General features: G+C 53.1%; 19 protein-coding genes. 18 read left to right on the top strand and 1 reads right to left on the bottom strand.

What is annotated here, in order from left to right; translation table 11 throughout:
• Positions 1-2 precede the first annotated feature (2 nt).
• From BKD14_RS13305 to BKD14_RS13340, 8 genes are all read left to right on the top strand, one after another.
• Positions 3-803: an SDR family NAD(P)-dependent oxidoreductase gene (locus tag BKD14_RS13305; protein WP_075656740.1), complete on the top strand. Its 801-nt coding sequence runs from the start codon at positions 3-5 to the stop codon at positions 801-803.
• Positions 800-1,651, top strand: coding sequence for an enoyl-CoA hydratase family protein (locus BKD14_RS13310; RefSeq protein ID WP_022709567.1), 852 nt, complete (start codon positions 800-802; stop codon positions 1,649-1,651). The genes BKD14_RS13305 and BKD14_RS13310 overlap by 4 nt, the downstream gene beginning before the upstream one ends.
• 2 nt (positions 1,652-1,653) lie before the next feature.
• Entirely contained in the window at positions 1,654-2,832 is a 1,179-nt protein-coding gene (locus BKD14_RS13315) for an acyl-CoA dehydrogenase family protein (protein WP_075656742.1), read from the top strand.
• A gap of 10 nt (positions 2,833-2,842) precedes the next feature.
• Positions 2,843-3,259, top strand: coding sequence for a thioesterase family protein (locus BKD14_RS13320; protein ID WP_075656744.1), 417 nt, complete (start codon positions 2,843-2,845; stop codon positions 3,257-3,259).
• A complete protein-coding gene (locus BKD14_RS13325) occupies positions 3,252-3,647 on the top strand; it encodes a RidA family protein (RefSeq protein WP_022709570.1) in 396 nt (131 codons plus the stop codon). The genes BKD14_RS13320 and BKD14_RS13325 overlap by 8 nt, the downstream gene beginning before the upstream one ends.
• A 42-nt stretch (positions 3,648-3,689) precedes the next feature.
• A complete protein-coding gene (locus BKD14_RS13330; RefSeq protein ID WP_245293643.1) occupies positions 3,690-5,684 on the top strand; it encodes a 3-hydroxyacyl-CoA dehydrogenase NAD-binding domain-containing protein in 1,995 nt (664 codons plus the stop codon).
• Between the two features lies 1 nt (position 5,685).
• The gene (gene pcaF, locus BKD14_RS13335) at positions 5,686-6,888 is read left to right on the top strand and encodes a 3-oxoadipyl-CoA thiolase (protein ID WP_075656746.1); all 1,203 of its coding nucleotides are present in this window, start codon (positions 5,686-5,688) and stop codon (positions 6,886-6,888) included.
• Between the two features lie 515 nt (positions 6,889-7,403).
• The gene (locus tag BKD14_RS13340) at positions 7,404-9,212 is read left to right on the top strand and encodes an ABC transporter ATP-binding protein (protein WP_028233289.1); all 1,809 of its coding nucleotides are present in this window, start codon (positions 7,404-7,406) and stop codon (positions 9,210-9,212) included.
• A gap of 68 nt (positions 9,213-9,280) precedes the next feature.
• Here the strand turns inward: BKD14_RS13340 and BKD14_RS13345 are convergent, their stop codons facing one another.
• The gene (locus BKD14_RS13345) at positions 9,281-10,126 is read right to left on the bottom strand and encodes an IclR family transcriptional regulator C-terminal domain-containing protein (RefSeq protein WP_139316421.1); all 846 of its coding nucleotides are present in this window, start codon (positions 10,124-10,126) and stop codon (positions 9,281-9,283) included.
• 305 nt (positions 10,127-10,431) lie between these two features.
• Between BKD14_RS13345 and BKD14_RS13350 the strand changes: the two genes are divergently transcribed.
• The 10 genes from BKD14_RS13350 to BKD14_RS13395 all read left to right on the top strand — a co-directional run bounded on the left by BKD14_RS13350 (position 10,432) and on the right by BKD14_RS13395 (position 24,944).
• A complete protein-coding gene (locus tag BKD14_RS13350) occupies positions 10,432-11,349 on the top strand; it encodes an ABC transporter permease (RefSeq protein WP_075656749.1) in 918 nt (305 codons plus the stop codon).
• Entirely contained in the window at positions 11,346-12,245 is a 900-nt protein-coding gene (locus tag BKD14_RS13355) for an ABC transporter permease (RefSeq protein WP_022709576.1), read from the top strand. The genes BKD14_RS13350 and BKD14_RS13355 overlap by 4 nt, the downstream gene beginning before the upstream one ends.
• 11 nt (positions 12,246-12,256) lie before the next feature.
• On the top strand, positions 12,257-13,255 hold the full coding sequence (locus tag BKD14_RS13360) for an ABC transporter ATP-binding protein (RefSeq protein ID WP_075656751.1): 999 nt from the start codon (positions 12,257-12,259) through the stop codon (positions 13,253-13,255).
• A complete protein-coding gene (locus BKD14_RS13365; protein WP_075656753.1) occupies positions 13,252-14,226 on the top strand; it encodes an oligopeptide/dipeptide ABC transporter ATP-binding protein in 975 nt (324 codons plus the stop codon). Before BKD14_RS13360 ends, BKD14_RS13365 begins: the two co-directional genes overlap by 4 nt.
• An 18-nt stretch (positions 14,227-14,244) precedes the next feature.
• Entirely contained in the window at positions 14,245-15,828 is a 1,584-nt protein-coding gene (locus tag BKD14_RS13370; protein ID WP_075656755.1) for a gamma-glutamyltransferase, read from the top strand.
• Positions 15,815-17,215 carry a M20 family metallopeptidase gene (locus BKD14_RS13375; protein WP_075656757.1) on the top strand — a complete coding sequence of 467 codons (1,401 nt, stop codon included), beginning with the start codon at positions 15,815-15,817 and terminating at the stop codon, positions 17,213-17,215. Before BKD14_RS13370 ends, BKD14_RS13375 begins: the two co-directional genes overlap by 14 nt.
• 54 nt (positions 17,216-17,269) lie before the next feature.
• A complete protein-coding gene (locus BKD14_RS13380; RefSeq protein WP_075656759.1) occupies positions 17,270-18,799 on the top strand; it encodes an ABC transporter substrate-binding protein in 1,530 nt (509 codons plus the stop codon).
• 80 nt (positions 18,800-18,879) lie between these two features.
• Entirely contained in the window at positions 18,880-20,016 is a 1,137-nt protein-coding gene (gene menC, locus BKD14_RS13385) for an o-succinylbenzoate synthase (RefSeq protein WP_075656761.1), read from the top strand.
• Between the two features lie 474 nt (positions 20,017-20,490).
• The gene (locus BKD14_RS13390) at positions 20,491-23,505 is read left to right on the top strand and encodes an autotransporter outer membrane beta-barrel domain-containing protein (RefSeq protein ID WP_175576105.1); all 3,015 of its coding nucleotides are present in this window, start codon (positions 20,491-20,493) and stop codon (positions 23,503-23,505) included.
• 269 nt (positions 23,506-23,774) lie between these two features.
• Positions 23,775-24,944, top strand: a complete 1,170-nt coding sequence (locus tag BKD14_RS13395; protein ID WP_075656765.1) for a porin — start codon at positions 23,775-23,777, stop codon at positions 24,942-24,944.
• Positions 24,945-25,041: the final 97 nt, after the last annotated feature.

Raw genomic sequence — 25,041 nt, forward strand, 5'->3', positions numbered from 1 at the left:
ATATGAGCAATAATAAATTCCACGGCAGACATGTTTTAATCACCGGCGCAGGCAGCGGTATCGGTGCGGCAATTGCCCGTGACTTTGCTTTGTCCGGTGCCAATGTCACTTTGTCCGGCAGGCGTCATGAGCCTCTGGCGGCACTGGCCGCAGAGCTCGATCAGGCTGCGGGACGCAAAGCCTGTTTTGTCGCCAGCGGTTTTGACGTGACGAATGCGCAGGCGATCAGCACAGGTTTGCAGGCGGCACAAACGGCTTTCGGGCCGGTGAGTATTCTCGTCAATAATGCCGGTGAAGCGCCTTCCGCACCCTTTGAAAAAACCAGTCTTGAGATGTGGTCGCAGGTGCTTGCGGTTGATCTGACCGGTGTTTTTCAGGTGACACAGGCTGTGCTGCCGGATCTGAAAACCTATGGCACAAATGCGCGTATTATCAATATCGCGTCCACGGCAGGGCTGACCGGCTATGCCTATGTCTCGGCCTATTGCGCAGCAAAACATGGTGTAATCGGCCTCACCCGTGCTTTGGCGCTGGAGCTCGCAACAAAGGGCATTACCGTCAATGCCGTGTGTCCGGGTTTTACCGATACACCGATTATCCGTGAAGCCATTGCACAGATCATGCAGAAAACCGGACGCTCTGAAGAAGAAGCGCTGGCGCATTTTGTAAAAGCCAATCCGCAAAACCGGCTGATTAAACCGGAGGAAGTGGCACACACAGTCTTATGGCTGGCATCCCCTGATGCCGCCTCAATCAACGGACAGGCAATTGCAGTTGCCGGTGGCGAGGTATTGGCAGGATGAGCGAACAAACCATCAGCATGAACAGTCATCTGAAAGCTTTTAAGAACTATCAGGCACAGCATTTTCTGTGGGAGGTGAGCGAAGACGGGCGCGTTGCCACCCTCACGCTCAACCGCCCTGATCGTAAAAACCCGCTGACCTTTGAAAGCTATGCGGAGCTGCGTGATCTGTTCCGCGATTTGGCCTATGCATCGGATATTCGTGCCGTAGTGGTGACCGGAGCGGGCGGTAATTTCTCTTCCGGCGGTGATGTCTTCGAGATCATCGAGCCTTTGACGAAAATGCCAATGCCGGAACTGCTGGCCTTCACACGCATGACCGGTGATGTGGTAAAGGCCATGCGCAAATGTCCGCAGCCCGTGATTGCGGCTGTGGACGGTATTTGCGCCGGTGCCGGTGCCATTCTCGCAATGGCCTCCGATTTACGCCTTGCCACCCATGAGGCGAAAACCGCATTCCTGTTTACCCGTGTCGGTCTTGCCGGTGCGGATATGGGTGCCTGTGGAATCCTGCCCCGCATTATCGGTCAGGGGCGTGCGGCGGAGCTGCTTTATACCGGCCGTTTCATGTCGGCCACCGAAGGCAAAGACTGGGGTTTCTACAACCATCTGCATGATGGTGAAAACCTGCTGGCAGAGGCACAAAAACTCGCCAAAACCCTCGCTGACGGCCCTTATTTTGCACATGGCATTACCAAAACCATGCTGGCTCAGGAATGGGCAATGGGCATTGACGAAATGATTGAATCGGAAGCGCAGGCGCAAGCCATTTGCATGGCGACACAGGATTTCCGCCGCGCATTTGAAGCCTTTGCCGCCAAACGCCGCCCTGAATTTGAAGGGAACTGAACATGTCAGATACAGCCTGCCGCGAAACCCCCGTTCATGAACATCTGGAACTGCCGTTTTTCGAGCAGCAGCAGCGTGATTTTGCTCAAAAGCTCAAGGAATTTGCCGCATCCGGTGTTTTGAAAAACATCGATCATCACGACACCGATGCTGCCTGCCGTAAACTGGTGAAACTGCTTGGGCAAGCAGGACTTCTCGATAGTGTCACCGGTAACAGCGGCAAGACCGAGATTGACTCCCGCTCGGTCTGTCTGGCGCGCGAAACACTGGCATGGCATGACGGGCTGGCGGATTTTGCCTTTGCCATGCAGGGGCTGGGCACCGGTGCGATCGGTCTGACCGGTTCTGATGAACTCAAACAGCATATCCTGCCGAAAATCTCTTCCGGCGAGTGGTTGTCGGCCTTTGCCCTGTCGGAGAAAGAGGCCGGTTCCGATGTCGCCGCCATGCAATGCGCCGCAACACAGGACGGCGATGATTATATTCTCAATGGCGAGAAAACCTGGATTTCCAATGGCGGCATCGCCGATGTTTACACCGTCTTTGCCCGCACAGGTGAGGCTGCGGGCACACGCGGCATCTCGGCCTTTGTGGTCTATGCCACTGATCCGGGCTTTTCCATTGCCGAGCGGCTTGAAGTGATCGCACCGCATCCGCTCGCTACAATCCGTTTTGAGAATTGCCGTATCCCCGCTTCACGGCGTTTGGGTGCAGGCGGCGAAGGTTTTAAAATTGCCATGCGCACGCTGGATATTTTCCGTGCTTCCGTGGCAGCCGCCGCCCTTGGCTTTGCCCGCCGCGCCTTGGATGAGGCGCTCAACCATGCGCGTAAACGGCAGATATTTGGCGCAACACTCAGCGATCTGCAACTGACACAGGCCGCACTTGGCGATATGGCGACAGAACTGGAGGCCGCAACCCTGCTGACCTACCGCGCCGCATGGCGTCGCGATGTGCAGAAACTGCCAACCACCCAGCAGGCGGCAATGGCTAAAATGGCGGCAACGGAATCCGCCCAGATGATTATTGACCGCGCTTTGCAGATGTTTGGCGGACGCGGTGTGCAAAGCGGAGCAATTACCGAAAAACTCTATCGGGAAATCCGTAGCCTGCGCATTTATGAAGGGGCAACAGAGGTTCAGAAACTGATTATCGCCCGCGAATTGCTGAAAACGGTTTAAAGGGCGGATCATGGCTTTTCACACCACAAGACCTTTGCGGTTCGGCGATTGTGATCCTTCGGGCATCGCTTATTTCCCGTCTTATCTTAATATTCTGATCGGGGTTCTGGAGGACTTCTTCGCCTCAATCGGAGCCGACTGGAAAAGCCTCAATCATGACCGGCAGATCGCAACACCAACCGTGCGGCTTGATCTGACTTTTGTAAAACCTGGCTTCCATGCTGACCAGCTGGACTTCACGCTCAAAGTCACTGCGGTTGGTGGCAGTTCGCTCTCGCTCGACCATGAAGTGCGCGCCAATGGCGTTCTGTTATGGACCGCGAAACACAAGCTCGTCGCCACTTCAAGCACAACTCATAAAGCCCGCGCATGGCCCGATGATATCCGCGCCGCGCTTCTCAATCATCTGGAGACAGTTCATGCATAAGATTTTACAGCCGGATAACTGGGTTGCCCCGATCGGCTATTCCAACGGCATCTCGGCACGCGGACGCACCATTTTTATCGGTGGGCAGATCGGCTGGAATGAACAATGTGAATTCGAAACCGATGATTTTGTTGAACAGGTTCACCAGACCCTGAAAAACATTGTCGCCATTCTTGCTGTGGATGGTGCAGGGCCGGAACATATTACCAGCATGACCTGGTATTTCACCGACAAGCAGGAATACAAAGCCAATATGCGCGGTCTTGGTCAGGCCTATCGCGATGTTATCGGCAAGCATTTTCCGGCAATGGCAGCAATGCAAGTTGCAGGATTGATTGAAGATCGTGCCAAGATCGAGATTCAGGCCACAGCTGTTGTGCCCGACTAAAGTAATTGCCTGAGTAAGCGACTGAAAATCCGGACAGGACATATGATGCACAGCCCTTCTGACACGCAGCAGCCGATCAGTTTTTCATCTGCCGTTACCGGTGTGGTGCAGGATGGTGTGTTGCATCTCACACTGTCAAATCCGCCGGTGAATGCGATTTCAGCCGCCATCCGCGAAGGATTGATGCAAGCGCTGGCTTTGGCAGAGAAGTCTGCCGAGATCCGTGCCCTCACTTTGCGCGGTGAAGGCAAATTCTTTGCCGCCGGTGCGGATATCAAAGAATTTGATCTGCCGCCGAGCGATCCGACTTTGCCGCAGGTGACAGCACGGATTGAAGCATCCGCTAAGCCGGTGATTGCCGTCATTAATGGTGCAGCCCTTGGCGGCGGATGCGAGATTATCCTCGCTTGCCATTACCGGCTGGCTGTTGAGAAAGCCAAGTTCGGCCTGCCGGAAGTGAAACTCGGGCTTGTGCCGGGTGCGGGCGGCACCCAGCGTCTGCCACGGCTGACCGGCCTTGTTGTTGCAATCGATATGATCGCATCAGGCAAAACTATTTCCGCACAGGAAGCACTGCAGAATGGCCTGATTGATGAAATCACAACAGCTGAGAACCTGACTGCCGCCGCACAAAAGGCAGCGCAGCACCATACGGGCAAAGAACCCCGCCGTACATTGGCCTTGTCTGTTCAACCTGCAAACACTGAACAGACAACGGTAAAAATTCTTGCCAAAGCGCGCGGGCGTCTCGCCCCTTCCGAGGCGGTGCGTCTGGTATCACTGGCGGCAACATTGCCTGTCCAGCAGGCTTTGGCTGAAGAACGCGCCACATTTCTGCGCCTTCGTGAAAGCGATGAAGCTAAAGCCTTGCGGCATGTGTTTTTCGCCGAACGCGAAGCCGGAAAGCATGATCTGCCTGCCGGTACAGTGCCACGGCCGGTTGCTACAATCGGCATCGCCGGCACCGGTATGATGGGCTCGGCAATTGCGGTTGCGGCCCTTGCCGCTGGCTATCAAATTATCGGCTATGAGCCGACACAGGAAGCGGCAGATGCCGGTCTTGCCCGCATCACAGCACTGCTGGACAAGCAGTTTCAGTCCGGTCGCCTCAGTGAACAGGCGCTGGAACAGCAGCGTGCCAATTGCACAGTCAGTGCTGATCTCAGCGCGCTTGCCGGTGCTGATCTGGTGATTGAAGCGGTGTTTGATGATTTTGATGTTAAATCAGAGTTGTTTCGCCGTTTGTCCGGCGTTTTGCGTGACGATGCTATTGTTGCCACCAATACCAGCTATCTCAATCCCGATGAATTAGCACTTAAGATCAGCAATCCGTCACGGGTTATCGGCATGCATTTCTTCTCACCGGCGCATATTATGCGGCTGCTGGAAGTGGTCAATTGTGCAGAAACAGCGCCCGATGTCCTGACAACCACGCTTGAACTTGCCAAAAAACTGAACAAGCTGGCCATTGTCTGCGGCGTTTGTGAAGGCTTTATCGGCAACCGGATTTTCTCTGCCTATCGCCGCGAGGCCGAGTTCATACTCGAGCAAGGCGCATGGTCGCATGAGATTGATGCGGCGCTGGAGCATTACGGCTTTCCCATGGGGCTGTTTGCGGTCTGCGATATGGCGGGACTGGAGATTGCCTGGGCAAAACGCAAGCGTCAGGCGGCAACGCGCAACCCTGATGAGCCCTACTGTAACATTCCCGACCGTCTTTGCGAGGCAGGCCGTTTCGGACAAAAAAGCGGTAAAGGCTGGTATATGTATGCCGACGGCAAGCGACAGACCGATCCGGATGTGACCGCGATTATCGAAGCGGCACGGCTTGAGAAAAACATTACGCCGCGCTCCTTCACGCCGGATGAAATCATCCGTCAACTTTTAAAGGCAATGGCCAATGAAGGTGAACAACTGTTGCGCGAGGGTATTGCAGCGCGCAGCAGCGATATCGATCTGGTGCTGATTAACGGTTATGGCTTTCCCGCGCATAAAGGCGGGCCGATGTTTGCTGCACAAAACCATAAGGAACACTAATATGAGCGAAGCCTATATTATCGGCGGTGTGCGCACGCCAATCGGCCGTTATGGCGGTGCACTCTCATCGGTGCGGCCTGACGATATGGCAGCGCATACTATCCGTGAGGCGCTCGCGCGTTACCCGTCTTTGAGCGCAGAGATGATTGATGAAGTGGTATTCGGCTGCGCCAATCAGGCTGGTGAGGACAACCGCAATGTCGCACGGATGGCAGTCTTGCTGTCCGGTCTTGGTGAAACGGTACCTGCAACAACGATTAACCGTCTTTGCGGCTCCGGTCTTGATGCCGTGGGCTATGCGGCGCGCGCCGTTAAACTCGGCGAGGTCGAAATTATCATCGCCGGTGGTGTTGAGAGCATGTCGCGTGCGCCATTCGTAATGCCCAAGGCCGATGCCGCGTTTCAACGGCAGAATGCGGTCTATGACACGACTATCGGCTGGCGTTTTATCAATCCGCAGCTCGACAAAAATTACGGCAGTGAATCCATGCCGGAAACCGCAGAAAACCTCAGCGCTGATTATAATATCAGTCGCGCAGATCAGGATGCATTCGCATTGCGCAGCCAGCAACGTGCGGCAGCAGCCATGCAAAGCGGGCGTCTGGCACAGGAAATTGCACCTTACACAATTGCAGGGCGCAAAGGCACCAGCACGATTGTTGCTCAGGATGAGCAGCCGCGTGAAACTTCCCTGGAAAAACTGGCCGCGCTTGATACGCCGTTTCGCCGTGGCGGCACGATCACCGCAGGCAATGCCTCAAGCGTAAATGACGGTGCCGCAGCACTTATTATCGCCTCCAAGCAAGCGGTTGAGCGCTACGACCTGACACCGCTGGCACGGATCAGCGGCATGGCGACCGCCGGTGTTGCACCACGCATTATGGGCATCGGCCCTGTGCCTGCCACGCAAAAACTGCTGTATCGGCACGGCCTGAACATGGCCGATATCGGTTTGGTTGAGCTGAATGAGGCTTTTGCCGCACAGGCTCTGGCCTGTATGCGCCAGCTCGGGCTGGATGATGATGCAGCGCATGTCAATCCGAATGGCGGGGCAATCGCGCTTGGTCATCCGCTGGGCATGTCCGGTGCAAGGCTGGCTTTAACTTCTGCTATTGAACTGCACGCACGAGGTACAAAGCACGCTCTGGCAACCATGTGTGTGGGTGTCGGTCAGGGCATCTCCATGCTTCTCAGCCAGCCCTGACAGTTTTATTACAACCTGACCGGTTATTTCCGGCATTCTGAAAATATTTAGACCCTGTGTGTGGCAAAATCTGCTGAAATTTAAAAAAGAACTTTTTTGCCACACTCAGGACTTTGTGAAACAAATTTTACATTTTTGCACTTGGCAAAACCGATTGCTCATTTATTGTGCCAATATCTGAAACACTGGCAAGAGGTATGAGATGCGTGTCTATCCATTTCCGTCGGTGCCCGGTGTTCGCGCGGGTGCTCCCAGACTTTAAGTCTTTGGCCCGTGCTACAGGCCAAGGCCTGTCCGCCCTCCCTGAAAGGGCGTTTTTCTAAAACTCTTCTTTTTTTGCCGCAACACTCAGCTGTTGTTTGTTTTGTCTTCGTTTTCAAGCATTGTCCGATGCATCGAAGCAGGGTCAGAAATCAATCCGGTGAACTGATTTCCCTGCAAAGCCGCTTCGCACTTTTGCTGAAAATGTTTTTAAAGGACCAGAATCCGACTCTGCGCGGGCTGGTATGATTCATATGACCCGGTTTCGCATAAATTTCCGTGGGCCTGCCTTCCGCAATGTCCTCGGCTACACTTTCGGCCACTGGCGAAGTCAGCCTCTGCGGCTGACACTGATGATAATCGGTATGCTGCTTGCAACAGCCGCAGATGTTCTGACGCCACTCTATTCCGGTCGGCTGGTTGACGCGCTTTCGCTGAGCGGCGACAGCGCATGGTCTGCCGCAGTTGAGGCACTCATCGTTCTGCTGGCGCTTGGCGCACTGGCACTGATTACACGTCAGCTGACCTTCTATGTCATCACCGATTTCACGCTGAAAATCATGAGCGACATGGCGGCCAGTTCGTTCCGTAAATTGCAGCGCTTCTCCACCGACTGGCATGCCAATGCCTTTGCCGGATCAACTGTGCGCAAAGTCTCGCGTGCAATGTGGGCAATGGATCTGCTGAACGATACGCTGATTATTGCATTGCTGCCATCACTGCTGATGCTGGTCGGTTCGGTCGCACTGTTGGCCTGGTACTGGCCGCTCATGGGTGTACTGGTTGCAATCGGCTCAGTGCTGTTCATTGTTTGCACGATCGTGATTTCGCTCGGTTTTGTCGCGCCTGCGGCAACACTGGCTAATAGCTGGGATACACGCATGGGCGGCGCGCTGGCCGATGCCATTTCGTGCAATGCTGTTGTGAAAGCCTTTGGTGCTGAAAAGCGTGAGGATGCACGACTTGCAAAAGTTGTCACCAAATGGCGCAGCCGTACACGCCGCACATGGCTGATCGGAACTCTGAACGGTTTCATTCAGGGGGCTAATCTGCTGATTATGCGTGGTGTTGTCATTGCTTTTGCGCTTTACTTGTGGAGTCAGGGCAAAGCAACGGCCGGTGATATCACCTTTGTTCTGACAGCATTCTTCATGCTGCAGGGTTATTTGCGTGATGTCGGCATGCATATCCGCAATCTGCAACGCTCGGTGAATGATATGGAGGAGCTGGTGCAGATTGAGGCAGAGCCTTACGGCATTGCCGACAAGCCGAATGCACCGGCCATTCAGATCAGCAATGGTGAAATCCGCTTTGACAAGGTGACGTTTCATTACGGCAATCATGAAGCAGCACTCTACCGCGATTTCTCGGTGAAGATTGAAGCCGGTGAACGGGTTGGTCTGGTTGGCCATTCCGGCTCAGGTAAGACGACTTTCGTCAAGCTGATCCAGCGTCTCTATGATGTCAGCGGCGGTGCCATTAAGATTGATGGGCAGAATATTGCTCATGTCACGCAGGCATCGCTGCGTTCGCAGATCGCCATTGTGCAGCAGGAACCAATCCTGTTTCACCGGACACTGGCCGAGAATATCGCCTATGCCCGCCCCGGTGCGACACAGGCGGAAGTTGAGGAAGCAGCACGTCTTGCAAGCGCCCATGACTTCATCAGCCGTCTGCCAAAAGGCTATGCGACCCTTGTTGGTGAGCGTGGTGTGAAACTCTCCGGCGGTGAGCGTCAACGTGTGGCGATTGCCCGTGCGTTTCTGGCCAATGCACCGATCCTTATTCTGGATGAGGCAACCTCCAGCCTCGACTCAGAATCGGAAGTGCTGATCCAGCAGGCAATGGAACGGTTGATGATTGGCCGTACAACACTGGTCATTGCACACCGGCTTTCAACGGTGCGTGCACTGGACAGATTGCTGGTCTTTGACAAGGGCAAGGTCCTTGAGGAAGGCGATCATGATGCGCTTATCCGCAAACCGGGCGGCATTTACCGCCGGTTGTTTGAACGGCAGGCACTGGAACTGACCAAAGGGCTGGAAGATGTCCTTCCTGAATAAGAAAGCGGGGTCTGACGGCCCCGTTTTCATATGCATCATATAGCTATGCAGCTCAAATATGCGGCAGACTATTCTTCTGCCCGCGGGTCAAAAAATGTTCGTGCTGTATCGACCAGTAATGGCGCGATTTCTTTGCGGACACGATCAACCGACCAGTCAGCCATCGAAACAGAACAGTGAATGGCTGCACGCGCTTTACCGCTGGACGACTTAATCGGTGCCGCGATACCGATTTCATTGAGCAGGATTTCCTCAACAGAGACAGCAAAACCATCCTGTCGCGCCTGTTCAACAAGCTCTGAAATTTCCCCGCGGTCAACTGTTGTGCGCGGTGTATATTCCGTCATCGGCCAGTTTTTTACAGCATCTTGACGTGCAGCCGCATCCCATGTGGAGAGAATGGCACGGCCACCAGAAGTGTTCAGCGCCGGATGGGTACGCCCGACCAATGTACCTTCAAAATTGGTGCGCTGCACCGGAAGGCGCACCGAGTAAATAATTGATGTGTCACATATTTCTGCCAGATTGAACGACTGCCCGATTTGCTGCTGCAAGGCGAAAAGACGCGGCATAACCTGCGATGTCAGCGGCTCTGCGATGTAATGGGCATAGGCCATATGCAGCCATTGATTTGATAGCCGGTAACGGCGGCTATGATTATCACGGTTCAGCATGCCTTCCGCATAGAGCGTGGCGAGGATGCGCTGTACGCTGCTTTTCTCAATGCCCGTTATGCGCACAAGATCAGAAATACCCAAAACAGCATTTCCCTCCCCGAAGGCTTTCAACAGGGTCATCGCTTTTATTAGTGAACTGATAATTAAGGGATTTCTTTCGCTTTCACTCAATGGGGCACACTCCAGTCGCAAAAAACTCTTGACGCAGAAGGGAAAACTATGGTTCGATATTAACATGCGATCACAAGTATTGCAATACAATACAAAAGGGGAATGCCAATGAAAAATCAAAAAATCTTTGCCGTGGTTTTCAGCACGCCAAATAAGCCGGTAGCCGATATTTTTTAATTCAGCTTTGGCAGTAAACGGCTGAAGAATATTTCCGGTTTGCACGGTATCGCGTCTGCATCATTCCGCTTTGATGACGCGTAAGCCGGCAATCCGTTAACAGGTGAAATCCGGCAGTACCCAGCTGATGCGTTCTGCACTGTCACCTCCGGCCACCCCCCTCATATCCTAAAACGATTTTGACGGAGCAAAACTTGCTTGGTTTCATCCTCAAGCGGCTCGGCCTTGCCTTACTGGTTGCGCTGACCGTGTCTTTTATCAGTTTCTGTCTGCTTTACCTGAGCGGCGACCCTGCGACTGCCATCGCCGGAGAAGGCGCGAGTGCGCAGGACATTCAGACAATCCGCGAATTTTACGGCTTTGACCGCCCGATGCTGCTGCAATATGCGGACTGGCTGTGGAATGCCGCGCATTTCAATTTCGGCCAGAGTTATTATTTCAAACTTCCGGTTGCAGATCTCATTTCCAGCCGGCTTGGCGTGACAATGCGCCTTGGCCTGACCGCCATTGTATTTGCGCTGCTCGTAGCCGTACCCCTTGGCGTGCTTGCTGCCAAACGTCCCAACTCACTGACCGACAAGCTGGCGCTGTTTATTTCTGTCGCCGGACAGGCAATGCCGAGTTTCTGGTTTGCTCTTGTACTGATCTCGGTTTTCTCCATTGATCTCGGCTGGCTGCCTGCTTCAGGTGCCAAGACATGGCAGCATTTTATTCTGCCAACCATTGTACTCGGCTATTATGCCATGCCTGCAATTATGCGCCTCACCCGCGCCGGTATGCTGGAAGTTCTCTCATCCGATTATATCCGTACCGCCCGTGCCAAAGGCTCATCCGAATGGCGGGTGCTGTTCACCCATGCGCTGCGCAATGCGATTATCCCTGTTGTCTCGCTGTCAGCCGTGCAGATGGGCTTCATGCTCGGCGGTTCAATTGTAGTTGAATCCGTCTTTGCTCTACCAGGGGCCGGACTGCTCGCATGGGAGTCGATCACCCGTAATGATCTGCCGACCGTTCAGGCGCTGATCCTGCTTTTCTCCATGTTTTACATCGTCTTCACACTGCTCGCCGACATTATGAATGCCTGGCTTGATCCACGCATGAGGACCTCATGACCACTTTTTCTTCTATACCGACCGCAGAACAAATTCTGGAACCGTCCCCGTCTGCCATTCTGCGCCGCCGTATTTTCGGTCATAGCGGTTTCATGATCGGCACGATCATCGTGGCAGTGATTGCACTGGTTGCAATCTTTGCTCCGATGCTGCTCAAATATGATCCCTATACGCAGGATCTGCTGAACCGTATGGTGCCGCCGGAATTCTTAGGTGGTAAATCCGATCACGTTCTGGGAACTGACCAGCTTGGTCGCGATTATCTCGCCCGTTTGCTGCACGGTGCACGCGTTTCATTATTTATTGGCCTGTCGGCAGCTCTGATCTCTGGCATTATCGGCACAGCTATGGGCGTTGCGGCCGGTTATTTTGGTGGCCGTGTTGATGCTGTGGTGACATTCCTGATTAATGTGCGCCTCGCAATGCCGGTTGTTCTGGTCGCGCTGGCTGTTGTCGCCTTGTTTGGCGGATCGCTGACCGTTGTTGCCACTGTTCTCGGCCTGTTACTGTGGGACCGCTATGCGGTCGTCATGCGCGCATCAACATTACAGATCGCGCGACGGGAATATGTAGCGGCATCCTATGCCATCGGCACATCCACGCCGCGCATTCTGATCTCCGAAATCCTGCCTAATCTGATGAACAATCTGATTGTCGTTGCCACGCTGGAAATGGCGCATGCCATTTTGCTGGAAGCCGCCTTGTCCTTCTTAGGTCTTGGCGTGCAGCCGCCGACAGCCAGCTGGGGTCTGATGATCTCCGAGGGCAAAGACATGATGCTGTTCGAGCCATGGCTTGTGATGATCCCCGGTGTTGCGCTGTTTGTGCTCGTACTGGCGATCAATCTCATGGGCGACGGCCTGCGCGACATTACCGCGCCGGGCGGACGGAACTGAGGGGAAAACCAATGACTGCTCCTATTCTTAAAGTTCAGGGCCTGACACTGGACATCCCCACTGCCGCGGGCACCCTTCATGCCGTGCGCAATATCAATCTCGAGGTTAAACCGGGTGAAACGCTCTGTATCGTCGGTGAAAGTGGCTCCGGTAAATCGCTGACCTCGCTTGCTGTTATGGGGCTTTTGTCACCGGGCATTCAGCGCAATGCGACCGAAATGAGCTTTGACGGCATTGACCTGCAAAAAGCCACAGCACGGGAAATGCGTGCGCTGCGCGGCAACCGCATGGCGATGATTTTTCAGGAGCCGATGACCAGCCTGAATCCTGCCTATACGATCGGCAGTCAGCTGGCAGAAGCATTGCGTCTGCATAAATCTGTCAACAAAGCTGAAGCACTGAAACGCGCCGCCGACTTGCTACGTCTGGTCGGGATTACCGCCGCAGAAAGCCGTCTCAACCAATATCCGCATCAGCTTTCCGGTGGTTTGCGTCAGCGTATCATGATTGCAATGGCGCTGATGTGCGAGCCGGAATTGCTGATCGCTGATGAACCGACAACCGCTCTGGACGTGACCATTCAGGCTCAGATTTTACGTCTTCTCAAAGACCTGCAGCAGAAAATGGGCATGGCGATGATCCTGATTACCCATGATCTCGGCGTCGTTGCGCGCATCGCCGACAAAGTTGCTGTGATGTATGCCGGTGAGCTGGTTGAGGCAGGTTCTGTCAGCGAAATCTTCCGCAATCCTGCGCATCCTTATACGCGTGGGCTTCTGGATTGCATTCCAATACCGGGGCGCATTAAACGCGGAGAACGGCTGGGAACAATTCCGGGTATTGTGCCAAATCTGGTCGGTCGTCATACCGGCTGCATCTTCCGCGACCGCTGCCCTGAGGCGATTGAAGCCTGCACCGGCACCATCCCGCAGCGTGATCTCTCCGCTCATCATAAATTACAGTGCATCCATGCAAACGGCATGCGTCAGCCTGCGGAGGCTTTGCTATGAGCCAGCCAGTTTTACAACTCCACAATGTGTCCAAAGTCTATCAGGTGCGGCAGGGCTTTTTCTCCGGCAAAAAACCGCTGGCAGCGGTCAGTGATGTTTCGCTGACGGTAGAGCGCGGCTCGGTTCTTGGCCTTGTCGGTGAATCCGGTTGCGGAAAATCAACGCTGGCTAAAATCCTGCTCGGATTGGAAAAGCCGACCAGTGGACGTGTCGAAATTAACGGCGAAGATATCACCAAGCAAAATCGTTTTGAATTGTCGCGCCGTATTCAGCCGATTTTTCAGGACCCTTATTCCTCGCTCAATCCGCGCAAAACTATCCGCCAGATCATTATGGCGCCGCTCGTGGTGCATAGTGTCGGCGATCAGGCATCGCGCGAAAAGAAGGTAAAGGAAATCATGGATGTCGTCGGGCTGCCTTCGCGTATGCTCAACGCCTATCCGAACCAGATGTCCGGCGGCCAGCGCCAGCGTGTCGCTATTGCCCGTGCGCTGATTATGAAGCCGGAAATTGTCATTTGTGACGAACCGACATCGGCACTCGATGTTTCCGTGCAGAGCCAAATCCTTAATTTGTTGGGCGATCTGCAGCGTGAGCTTGGTCTGACCTATCTGTTCATCAGCCACAATCTGGCGGTTGTTGAATATCTCGCGACACGGGTTGCGGTGATGTATCTCGGACGCATTGTTGAAGAGCGCGAAACTGAAGACATTTTCCGCAATGCCCGCCATCCTTATTCACGGGCTTTGCTGGATTCTGTTCTGACACCGGAACCGGAACTCGGCGTGCCGGACACACAGCTCGGCACAGAATATCCCAATCCGATCAATCCGCCTGCAGGTTGCGCCTTCCATCCGCGCTGCCCTGACCGCTTTACCCCCTGCGATCAGTCCCGCCCTGTCTTGCAGGAAAGCGGCAGCGGTTGTGTCGCCTGCCACCTTTATACCAATGCCACTGCATTGCCTGCCTGAACTGATTAAGGAACTGAAATGCAAACCAGTCTTTCCCGTACACAAGTTACTCGCAAGAATGTCATCCGCACTAAAGGTGGTGTTGTAGCAGCACAAAACAGCCGCGCAGCGCAAATCGGCGCGGCAGTGCTTGCAGCAGGCGGCAATGCGATGGATGCCGCAACGGCCGTTTCTTTCGCCATTGGTGTGCTTGAGCCGTGGATGTCAGGCCCTGCCGGTGGCGGCGCGATGATGGTTTGGGATGCAGCTTCCGGCAAAGCCCATGCCGTGACCTATGCAATGCGTGCACCTGTGGAGCTGAACCCTGCCGATTATCCGCTCTCCGGTGCCGGTAAAAACTCCGATCTTTTCCCGTGGGAAGCTGTGGTCGATGACCGCAATATCATGGGCGCAACCGCCGTTGCAGTACCGGGTGTGGTTGACGGTATCGGTCAGGCGCATGCACGTTGGGGCACCATGCCTTGGGCGGAACTGCTGGCTCCGGCAATTAAACTCGCAAAAGAAGGTCTGCCGGTCGATTGGTACGCAGCGCTTGTTATCGCAGGCGCAACCCGCGAACTGGCCAAAGATCCGGATGCCGCAGCACTGTTTTTGGAAGATGGCCAATGGCCGATGATCAATGGCTGGACGAGCCTGTCCGACAAACGCGTTGATATGTCCGGCTATGCACCTTCCCTGACCGAGCTGGCAGAACAGGGCTATCGCACATTCTATGAAGGCGATCTGGCACAGGCACTGGTCAAAGATGTCCGCGCAAAAGGCGGCTCATTATCCATGCAGGATCTGCGTGATTACCGAGCAACCATTGCCGACCCGCTCAGCTTTAAGCGCGGCGATGCGACATTCTATGTCACACCGCATCTGACCGCCGGCCCGACCATGAGACAAGCCTTTGAAGCCCTGCCGGAAATCGGCAAAGGCCAGCCGGACACTCATGCCTATACCGGCTACGCCAAAGCGCTGCGTCATGCCTATCAGCAGCGGCTGGAGAATATGGGTGATGACGGTGAAGTGCCAAAAGCACCGGGCTGCACAACCCATTTTTCCGTAGTGGATCGCCACGGAAATATGGTCTCGATGACACAGACTTTGCTGTCATTGTTCGGCTCAAAAGTCGTCTCGCCCTCCACCGGCTTTTTGCTCAATAACGGCATTATGTGGTTTGACCCTGTGCAGGGCAAACCAAACTCCCTGCAACCGGGACGGCAGTGCCTGATGAATGTCTGCCCTGCCCTTGGTGAGCAAGGCGAGCGCCGCTTCGCCATTGGTGCATCGGGCGGGCGTAAGATTGTCTCTGCCGTTGCCCAGCTTTCCTCTTTCATCGTCGATTCCGGCATGGATATTGAAGGTGCTTTCCATCAGCCGCGTCTCGATATGTCTGCCGCCGATGTCATTATCGCCGATGACAGCCTGCCAGCGGATACAATTGCGGAACTGAACAAAGTCGCCAGAACCGTCACCACACGCCGCACCGTCTGGCCTTTTGCCTTTGCCTGCCCTGCCGGTGTGATGCGTGAAGGTGATCTGAACTCCGGCTGCACCGAGATTATGTCGCCATGGGGTGATGCGGTGACCGAGGAGGACAGTCATGACTTTGCGTGAGACTGTCATCAGCCGGATCGAAACCTATTTTGACAGTGGCACGATGAAATCTGAACTGGCTGCTTTGGTGAGTTATCCGACAGAAAGTCAGGTACCGGAGAGAAAACCGGTGCTGGCAGATTATCTGAACACGGCCATTACGCCGCGTTTGCAGGCCGCAGGATTTGAGATCAAAATTTACGACAATCCGGTGGCGGAAGACGGCCCACTGATGATTGCTCGCCGCATAGAAGACGCCGCGCTGCCTACAGTGCTGATCTATGGCCATGGCGATGTCATCCATGCGCAGACCGAGCAATGGCGCGAAGGCCTGTCACCCTTCGTTTTGACCGAAGAAGGTGATCGTTGGTACGGGCGCGGTACAGCCGATAATAAAGTGCAGCATCTGATCAATATTGCTGCACTTGAAGCCCTGATTGCCGTGCATGGCAAGCTCGGCTTTAACGCCACTATTCTGCTGGAAATGGCTGAGGAAAACGGCTCTCCGGGTTTGCAAGCCTTCTGCGCATCACACAAACAGGAACTCGCTGCCGATGTGCTGATTGCCTCCGACGGCCCGCGACTGCAACCGGACAGAGCCACGGTTTTCATGGGCGCACGCGGCGCCGTCACTGTTGATCTGATTGTAGAAAAACGCGATGGCGCGCATCATTCCGGCAACTGGGGCGGCTTGCTTATCGATCCGGCGATGCGGCTCGTACAGGCGCTTGCGACAATCACCGATGAACGCGGCCAGATCCGCATTCCGGAATGGCGGCCAACCAGCCTGACCGATAATATCCGCGCGGCACTCCGTGATCTGCCGGTGAATATGGAAACCGGCCCGAGCGTCGATAAAGACTGGGGCGAAGCCAATCTGACCCCCGCCGAGCGCGTCTATGGCTGGAACAGCTTTGCCATTCTCGCCATGACATCAGGCGTGCCTGAGGCACCGGTTAACGCCATCTCCGGCAAGGCACGGGCAACCTGCCAGCTGCGTTATGTTGTCGGCACTGATGCGCACGACATTATACCGGCACTGCGCCGTCATCTCGATCAGCACGGTTATGCGGATGTTAAAATCACCCGCCGCGAGGATGATGATTTTACCGCAACACGCCTTGATCCTGATCATCCGTGGGCACGCTTTGTCGCGCAATCACTGACAGATACCTCCGGCAGTCCGCCGCATATTCTGCCTAATCTCGGCGGCTCGCTGCCTAATGAGTGTTTCTCGGAGACACTTGGCCTGCCAACCGTCTGGGTGCCGCATTCCTACCGCGCCTGTTCACAGCATGCGCCGGATGAACATGTGCTGAAAAGCACTTGCCGTGATGCCTTGCGCTGCATGGCAGGGATATTTGCCGATATTGCTGAGGGCAAAAGCCCGCAGCCTTCAACCCGATAACAACAAAGAAAACTGCCTGACCCTTTTTAACCTTGCGTCGAAGTGGAGCGACACATGAGCTTTCGTAAAAATTTTGCAATTCTGGCCACCGTTACCGCCAGCCTGTGTTTAGGCGTATCCGGTGCGGCATTGGCCGATAAGTCAGATGACACCGTCAATATTGCCTTTGCCAAAGAGCTGGACAATCCGAACACCTATTTCAGTTCAGCCCGCGAAAGCACCATTTTCGGTTATGCCGTGTGGGACACACTGGTTGAGCGCGACCCGAAAACCCGTGAATGGGTCGGCAATCTGGCTGAGAGCTTCAAATGGGTTGATGATCTGACCCTTGAATTCAAGCTGCGTCAGGGCGTAAAGTTCCATAACGGCGATGCTTTCGGTGCGGATGATGTTGTGTTCACGCTGAACCATTTCTCCGATCCGAAAACTCCGGTTGCTATGCCCAACACCGTGGCATGGATCAAAAATGCCGAGAAGATTGATGACCAGACCGTTCTCGTACATCTGAAAGCACCATTCCCTGCCGCGCTCGATTTCCTTGAAAGCGCCATTCAGATTTATCCGGCAAAATATTATCAGGAAGTCGGCGATGCAGGCTTCTCCAAAAATCCGGTCGGCACCGGCCCTTACATGGTGGACAAAATCGAGCCGGGCAGCGGCTATACGCTGAAAGCTTTCCCTGACTATCACGATGGCGGTCCGCGTCAGAAACCGCAGATCAAAAATGTGGAAGTGCGCAGCATTCCGGATACCAATACACAGATCGCGGAAATGATGTCCGGTTCCGTGGATTTCATCTGGCAGGTGCCTGAAGATCTCACACAGAAGCTCAAAACACGCGACAGTTTCAACGTTGTTCAGGGTGAAACGCTACGCTTCGGCTACATTTCTATGGATGTGTCCGGTCGCTCCAGCGCCGACACTCCGCTGAAAGATCTGCGTGTGCGTCAGGCAATCAATCATGCGATTGACCGTAAAGCCGTGCGTGATGCTTTCTTCGCCCCCTCCTCGCAAATCATCAATTCCATCTGCAGCCCGCTGCAATTTGGTTGCGAACAGGATGTGACATCCTACAACTTTGACCCGGCCAAGGCCAAAGAACTGCTGAAAGAAGCAGGCTATGAAAACGGCTTTACCACCACGATGTATTTCTATCGTGATAAAGCAGCCACCGAAGCTATGGCGCAGATGTTGGGCAATGTCGGCGTAAAAGTTGATCTGCAAATGCTGAAATATGCAGCGCTTGCAGATAAACAGCTCAAGGGTGAAATCCCGATGGGCTTTGTCACATGGGGCTCCGGCTCGGTGGCTGATGCCTCTGCCTCGACATCCAAATTCTTTGACGGTTCAGACATTGATGATGTCAAGAATGCCGACCTGACAGCAACGCTCAAACAGGCTGACACAACCACCGATCCGGAAAAGCGCAAAGAATTTTACAGCAAGGCTCTGCGCCAGATCGCCGATCAGGCCTATTGGGTACCGCTCTGGACCTACACAACCAATTATGTGATGGCAAAAGACCTGAACTTTACACCGACACCGGATGAGTTCGTGCGTTTCTACGACATGAGCTGGAATTAATCTTTATGAGGTCGCAGTCTGTGCTGCGGCCTCACCGGCACTTTCCGTTTTCCCGCATACAGAAATTACAGAGATCAATCATGTTGTTCCAAGCCCCGTCGCAACTCCGTCCGAAACTCCGGATTGATAGCGCAGAATTACGTCTTGTAGAGCTGAAACTCCTCAACCCGTTTCGCATTTCTACTGGCGTGGCTACGAAAAAGACTTTCCCGCTGCTCATCCTGCGCAGCGGCAATATTGAAGGCTATGCGGAAGGTGTATGCGACACCCTGCCTGATTATCTGCCGGAAACCACGGTGTCATCCATGATGATGATGCGGGACGTTTTTCTTCCGCAGATTATCGGCAAGGAATTCTCAACGCCTTATGAACTGAGCCAGATGATGCGCCATTGGCGCGATCACCAGATGGCAAAAGCCTGCGTGGAAATGGCCTATTGGGATTTGTGGTCGAAATCGCTCGGCCTGTCACTGTCCCATGCACTTGGCGGCACCCGCAAAGAAGTTGAAGTCGGTGTTTCTCTCGGCATTAAGGAAATTCCGGAATCCTTGCTGGATGTTGAACGTCATGTACAGCAGGGCTATCGCCGCATTAAGCTGAAAGTCATGCCGGGTCATGATCTGAAGCTGCTGGAAAAAGTGCGCAATCGTTTCCCTGATATTCACCTGACCGTTGATGCGAACTGCGCCTATACGCTGGCCGATCTCGCTCTGCTGCGTCAGTTCGATGATTTCGGTCTGGATTATATTGAGCAACCTTTAGCATGGGATGACCTGCAGGATCACGCAAAACTGCAATCCATGATGCGTACAGCCATTTGTCTGGATGAATGTATCCGCACACCGGAACTTTGCCGCAAAGCATTGGCCATTGATGCAGGCCGCGTGATCAATATTAAGGTCGGTCGTGTCGGCGGTCATGCCTATGCGCGCCAAATTCATGATATTTGTCAGGCGCATGATGTTCCGGTCTGGTGCGGCGGCATGCTGGAATCCGGCATTGGCCGCGCTCATAATATTCATCTCTCAACGCTGGAACAATTCAAGCGCCCGGGCGATACATCCTCTTCCTCGCGTTATTTCGAGCGGGATATTGTCTGTGAGAAGCTGGAAACTGAAAACGGCATTATGCCGGTTCCGTCAAACGGTGCAGGTATCGGCGTTACTCTGGACTATGATTTCCTTGAGACAGTGACCCTGTCGAAAGAAGCGTTTTAAAATTCTGCTCCGGAGAAGCCAAACTCATTTTGCTTCTCCGGAATATTTCAAAAACGATTTTTTTGCTGGCTTCGTCATACAAGCTGATGACCATTTTCTCCGCTTCTGCGCGTTGAGCCATCCTCAATTTATTTATCCAAACCGGCTGGCATAAACTCCGACGGCGGCATTCATTGCTGTTTGTTTTTTGGAGCTTTCAATCGGCTCATCAAGCACAAAAATCCCTTTGATCTAAAAGCAAATGTAATTCGTACATTTATATTAATGATATTCGTAATAATAACATGAAATTTTTTTGAAACATGCTGTTAAATCAATAATTTAAGTTGATATTTTTAATCTCATAATATTATAAATTTAGACAATTCAAAAACGGGGAAATCAGCAGCGTCACGCTGCCATTCATCTCAATTGCGAAGCTCATTCTTAATGGTCAGGAACCGGCGTTTTTATGAAGCGCCGGAAGGAGGTTCTGTGTTCTCAAATCTGTCTCGCGCATCGCTTTGCACATGGTCGGGTCATTTCCGATCCAGTGTCTCTTACCGCACTCTGGCTTTGGCAGGCGCGGCTCTTGCTCTCGGCCTGACCGGCACCGCGAATGCAGCGAATTTCACTGCATCGAACGAGGCTGAGCTGGTGGCGGCGATCAATCAGGCCAATGCCAGCGGGGATGCGAGTTCAACCATCACTATGGTCGGCAGCTTCACAATTTCCCCAACTTCTTTGCCACAAGTGACTACAAATCTGCGTATTGATACCGCAGGCAATACGCTTACCTCTTCGGCCGGCAATCTGGCACTCAATGTCGCAACCGGCTCAGCACTCACGATTAATGGATCTATAACCACCAACGGTGTGAATGGCTTTAGTGGTGCGATTATCAAAAATGGCGGCGGGACACTCAGCATAACAGGTGGCCCCAGCAACATTTTTTGGTCGCTGAAAACGACTGAAGGTGATCTGATTTTTAAAGATGGTGCGCAATTCACCTATGATACGTCAAAGGGCTCTGGTGTGGGCGCACTGAACACCTTATTGTTTGATGGTGGTCGAACCGTCACAGTTACCGGAACCGGAACCGTCGTCACAGAAAAAGACGGCGTCTTCATTGAAGGTGCTGACGGCGTAACCTTGAATGTCGAGAATGGCGGAAAGTTCGTTTCCACTCTCAGCACAACTATGGTTTTTACTGCCGGAACCAAGGGCACGATCAATGTTACAGGTGCAAATTCCGCATATGAAACCAACACTTTTCGGATAGCGCGTGGTCACGCTACGATTAATGTGACAGATGGCGGCTCGTTATCTGCGGGTGTCATGCAGGTTGGTGTATATGCATCCACAAATGCTGCAGCCAATGGCTTACAAGAGTTAGGTGGATCGGCCGACATTCTGGTTTCAGATGTGGGATCGGTCATGACCGTTACCAATCCGTTTCTGCTAACGCGCGGCTCGCTGAGCATTCTGAACGGTGGCGTGGTGACAGCAGGCGGGATGCGTGTCGGATCATATGATCGCGCTGTCACCAATGATGCTATCGGCACTATTCTGGTTTCTGGCGCGGGCTCGGCACTCAATACAACACAAACCACAGCTAATTCGTTTATTGTCGGTGGCGGCAACGGGAGTGGTGTAAAAAACGGAACACTCACAGTTGCTAACCAAGGTAAAGTGAGTGCTGCATCCGGCGCAGGCATAATCAATGTCGCAACCACTGTAGGCAGTACTGGCACAATCAATATTGGCGGCGAAACCGGTCAGGCAGCAACGCAAGCAGGCACGATTGAAGCTGGCACCATCAAATTCGGTGCAGGCAATGGTGCACTCAACTTCAATCATACAGACAGCAGCTATGACTTCAGTACAGCGCTGGAAGGCAATGGCACCATCAGCCAGATCGGCTCCGGTAAAACCACACTGACAACAGATCAGACAGCTTTCACCGGTAAAACTCTTGTAAAATCGGGTATTCTTGCTGTGGATCACACCCTCGGCGGCACGATGGATGTTTCCGGCGGGCGTTTGCAGGGTATCGGCACAATCGGTAATACTGTTCTGTCCAAAGGTGGCGTGATTGCAGCGGGTAATGCATCTCTCGGCACGCTGACAATTGACGGCGATTACACTGGTCAAGGCGGCTTGCTTGAAATTGAAACGGTACTTGGCGACGATACATCTGCGACCGACAAGCTTGTTATTACCGGCAACAGTTCCGGTGACACTGATGTAAAAGTTATCAACCGCAACGGTCTTGGTGCACAGACAGACAAAGGCATCAAAATCATTGAGATCGGCGGTCAATCCGACGGTACTTTCTCGCTCGTCAGCGATTATACGTCGAAAGACGGCAAAAAGGTCGTCATCGGCGGCGCCTATGCCTATGAGCTACTTAAGAATGCCAAAAACGACCCTGCCGATGGCGACTGGTATCTGGTCAGCGAGATTTACAAGACCGACCCTGTCGACAGCGGCAACGGCAATAATACTGGTGGCAACGAAACCACACCGCGTTACAGCGCCGCTGTTCCCGTCTATCAGGGCTATATGAGCACCCTGCAATCGCTGAATAAACTGCCGACTTTGCAGCAGCGTGTCGGCGAGCGTTATCAGGATGGTTCATCAAATGCAGCCCAAGGCCAGAACAGTGGCGAAAACCGTGCTATCTGGGGTCGTATTGAAGGCGCTCACAGCCATCTCAAAAACAACAGCTCATCAGGTCGCCTGCAGCAGGATATCAATACATATGTCATGCAAAGCGGCGTTGATGGTCAGTTCTATGAAAGTGACAATGGCAAGCTGATCGGCGGCATCACCGGTCAATATGGCAATGCACAGAACAATATCACAGCTTTTGCCGGTGACGGTACGATCAAAACACAGAGCTGGGGTCTGGGCGGCACGCTCACATGGTATGGCAATAGCGGTTTCTATGTTGACGGACAGGCACAGGCTAACTGGTATGACAGTGACCTGAAAATTGACAATGCCAACAGTCTTACCAACGGTCATAATGCTTTCGGTTATGCACTGAGTGTTGAAGCCGGCCAGAACTATGCCGTAAATAACAACTGGTCGCTGACACCGCAGGCACAGCTGATGTGGTCTTCGCTCGACTTTAACAGCTTCAGCGACAGCTATGACACACAGGTCGAAAAAAACGATGGCGACAATCTGACTGCACGCCTCGGTCTTGCTGCGAACTACCGCAATGACTGGAAAGGCAATGACGGACGCACTGTCAACACGCAGTTCTATGGCATTGCCAATCTCTATCAGGAACTCTCCGGCAGCAGCAAAATCAATGTTGCGGATGTGAAGCTTGCCAATGATGAAGACAGAACATGGGCAGGCCTTGGTGCCGGCGGTACCTATGCCTGGGGCGATAATGCCTATGCGGTCTATGGTGAAGGCTCGGTCAATACCTCCCTCAACCACTTTGCAGACAACTATATTGTCAAAGGCACTGTCGGCTTTAAGATGAAGTGGTAATTGTAAAAAGCACGCTTAACTAAAGCTCACTCAAAAGAACCTGATATAGTGAAATCTGTATCAGGCTCTTTTTATTCCTGTATACAGGCATAATTGAAAACGTTGACTTTCTGCTCCTTTACAAAGTTTTGAACCCGAAATATCCGGCAATAAATTGCCTTGATACAATTATACAACATATTGATTTTTATAGACTAATCTCCCTATTTTTGCGTTGGGAACAGGGGCGGTTTCGATGAATATCTTCAGGTCTAATTCTGGAGATAAAAATGAAAACAAAATTAATTTTACTCAGTTCCGCTGCAACTCTTTTCACAAGCGCAGCAGCATTTGCTGCTGATCCGATTATTGCACCGGAACCTGAAGCCGTTGAATATGTCCGCGTCTGCGATGCTTATGGCGCAGGCTATTTCTACATTCCTGGCACTGAAACCTGTCTGCGTATTCACGGTTATGTCCGCTATGACATAACCAGTGGCGATGATGTTTATGGTCATGGTTTTGAAAGCCGTGACAGCAAACTCTATGCCAAAAGCAATAAACGTGACACCTATGAAGGCATGGCTCGTTTCAGCCTGAAATTCAGCACCGCATCTGAAACCGAGCTGGGCACATTGAAAACCTATGCAGATCTGCGCTTTCAGTGGAAAGACGGCAAAGACGACAAGTCCTCAGGTACATTGCGCTTTGGTTATATGGAGCTTGGCGGTTTGCGTGTCGGTCTTGATGAATCCGCGTTCGTCACCTTCCCCGGCTATCTCGGCAATGTCATAAATGATGATGTAATCCTTGCCGGTGGTTATCGTACCGGCCTGATCAGCTATACTTATGCGGGTGACAACGGCCTGTCAGCCATCCTGTCCGTGGAACAGGGCGGTAACGGTGACATTGATGACGTTCCATCTGACTGGACCGGTAAAAAATGGGGTGCCACGATCCAAAACTACACGCCGCATGTCGTTGGTGGCCTGCGCTACGCACAAGGCTGGGGTTCGCTCACCGCAGTTGCCGCCTATGATGCCCGCAATAAAGAATGGGCAGGGAAAGTCCGTGGCGATCTCAATGTTACCGACCAGTTCTCCGTATGGGCGATGGGTGGCTATAAATCCAACAAGGATAATTATATCAATGTCCTGAATGATAATAATCAGGTCATCGGCCAGATCCGCGCTGTCAGCAGTTTCTACGGCACATGGGGCGGTGATTGGGCTGTATGGGGTGGTGCAGCCTATAAGCTGACACCACAGGCCGTTTTGAATGCCCAGCTTGCCTATGATGCATCCAAGACCTTTGCCGCAACAGCAAACGTGTCTTACGAACTGGTGCCGGGCTTTGCGGTCACACCGGAGCTCTCTTACACCAAATGGAAGGATGAAAAATCCATCCAGAACGGCAAAGATGCAGTTCAGGGTATGATCCGTTTCCAGCGCAGTTTCTGATAAATCTTATAAGCCCTGCAATATATTGCCGGTATATTTCAGCATATTGCAGGGTATTCATAAGAGTGCTTAGATGAACTGCCTTTTATAACGTAGA

It is taken from the genome of Pseudochrobactrum sp. B5 (assembly GCF_001939785.1).
GTDB lineage: Bacteria > Pseudomonadota > Alphaproteobacteria > Rhizobiales > Rhizobiaceae > Pseudochrobactrum > Pseudochrobactrum saccharolyticum.

Excerpts from the sequence above, each read along its gene's own strand:
- BKD14_RS13320 (WP_075656744.1), top strand. The coding sequence starts at position 2,843 with ATGGCTTTTCACACCACAAGACCTTTGCGGTTCGGCGATTGTGATCCT.
- BKD14_RS13365 (WP_075656753.1), top strand. The coding sequence starts at position 13,252 with ATGAGCCAGCCAGTTTTACAACTCCACAATGTGTCCAAAGTCTATCAG.
- BKD14_RS13380 (WP_075656759.1), top strand. The coding sequence starts at position 17,270 with ATGAGCTTTCGTAAAAATTTTGCAATTCTGGCCACCGTTACCGCCAGC.
- BKD14_RS13330 (WP_245293643.1), top strand. The coding sequence starts at position 3,690 with ATGATGCACAGCCCTTCTGACACGCAGCAGCCGATCAGTTTTTCATCT.
- BKD14_RS13315 (WP_075656742.1), top strand. The coding sequence starts at position 1,654 with ATGTCAGATACAGCCTGCCGCGAAACCCCCGTTCATGAACATCTGGAA.
- BKD14_RS13325 (WP_022709570.1), top strand. The coding sequence starts at position 3,252 with ATGCATAAGATTTTACAGCCGGATAACTGGGTTGCCCCGATCGGCTAT.
- BKD14_RS13345 (WP_139316421.1), bottom strand. The coding sequence starts at position 10,126 with ATGTTAATATCGAACCATAGTTTTCCCTTCTGCGTCAAGAGTTTTTTG.
- BKD14_RS13395 (WP_075656765.1), top strand. The coding sequence starts at position 23,775 with ATGAAAACAAAATTAATTTTACTCAGTTCCGCTGCAACTCTTTTCACA.
- BKD14_RS13360 (WP_075656751.1), top strand. The coding sequence starts at position 12,257 with ATGACTGCTCCTATTCTTAAAGTTCAGGGCCTGACACTGGACATCCCC.
- BKD14_RS13355 (WP_022709576.1), top strand. The coding sequence starts at position 11,346 with ATGACCACTTTTTCTTCTATACCGACCGCAGAACAAATTCTGGAACCG.
- BKD14_RS13305 (WP_075656740.1), top strand. The coding sequence starts at position 3 with ATGAGCAATAATAAATTCCACGGCAGACATGTTTTAATCACCGGCGCA.
- pcaF (WP_075656746.1), top strand. The coding sequence starts at position 5,686 with ATGAGCGAAGCCTATATTATCGGCGGTGTGCGCACGCCAATCGGCCGT.
- menC (WP_075656761.1), top strand. The coding sequence starts at position 18,880 with ATGTTGTTCCAAGCCCCGTCGCAACTCCGTCCGAAACTCCGGATTGAT.
- BKD14_RS13310 (WP_022709567.1), top strand. The coding sequence starts at position 800 with ATGAGCGAACAAACCATCAGCATGAACAGTCATCTGAAAGCTTTTAAG.
- BKD14_RS13375 (WP_075656757.1), top strand. The coding sequence starts at position 15,815 with ATGACTTTGCGTGAGACTGTCATCAGCCGGATCGAAACCTATTTTGAC.
- BKD14_RS13370 (WP_075656755.1), top strand. The coding sequence starts at position 14,245 with ATGCAAACCAGTCTTTCCCGTACACAAGTTACTCGCAAGAATGTCATC.
- BKD14_RS13340 (WP_028233289.1), top strand. The coding sequence starts at position 7,404 with ATGACCCGGTTTCGCATAAATTTCCGTGGGCCTGCCTTCCGCAATGTC.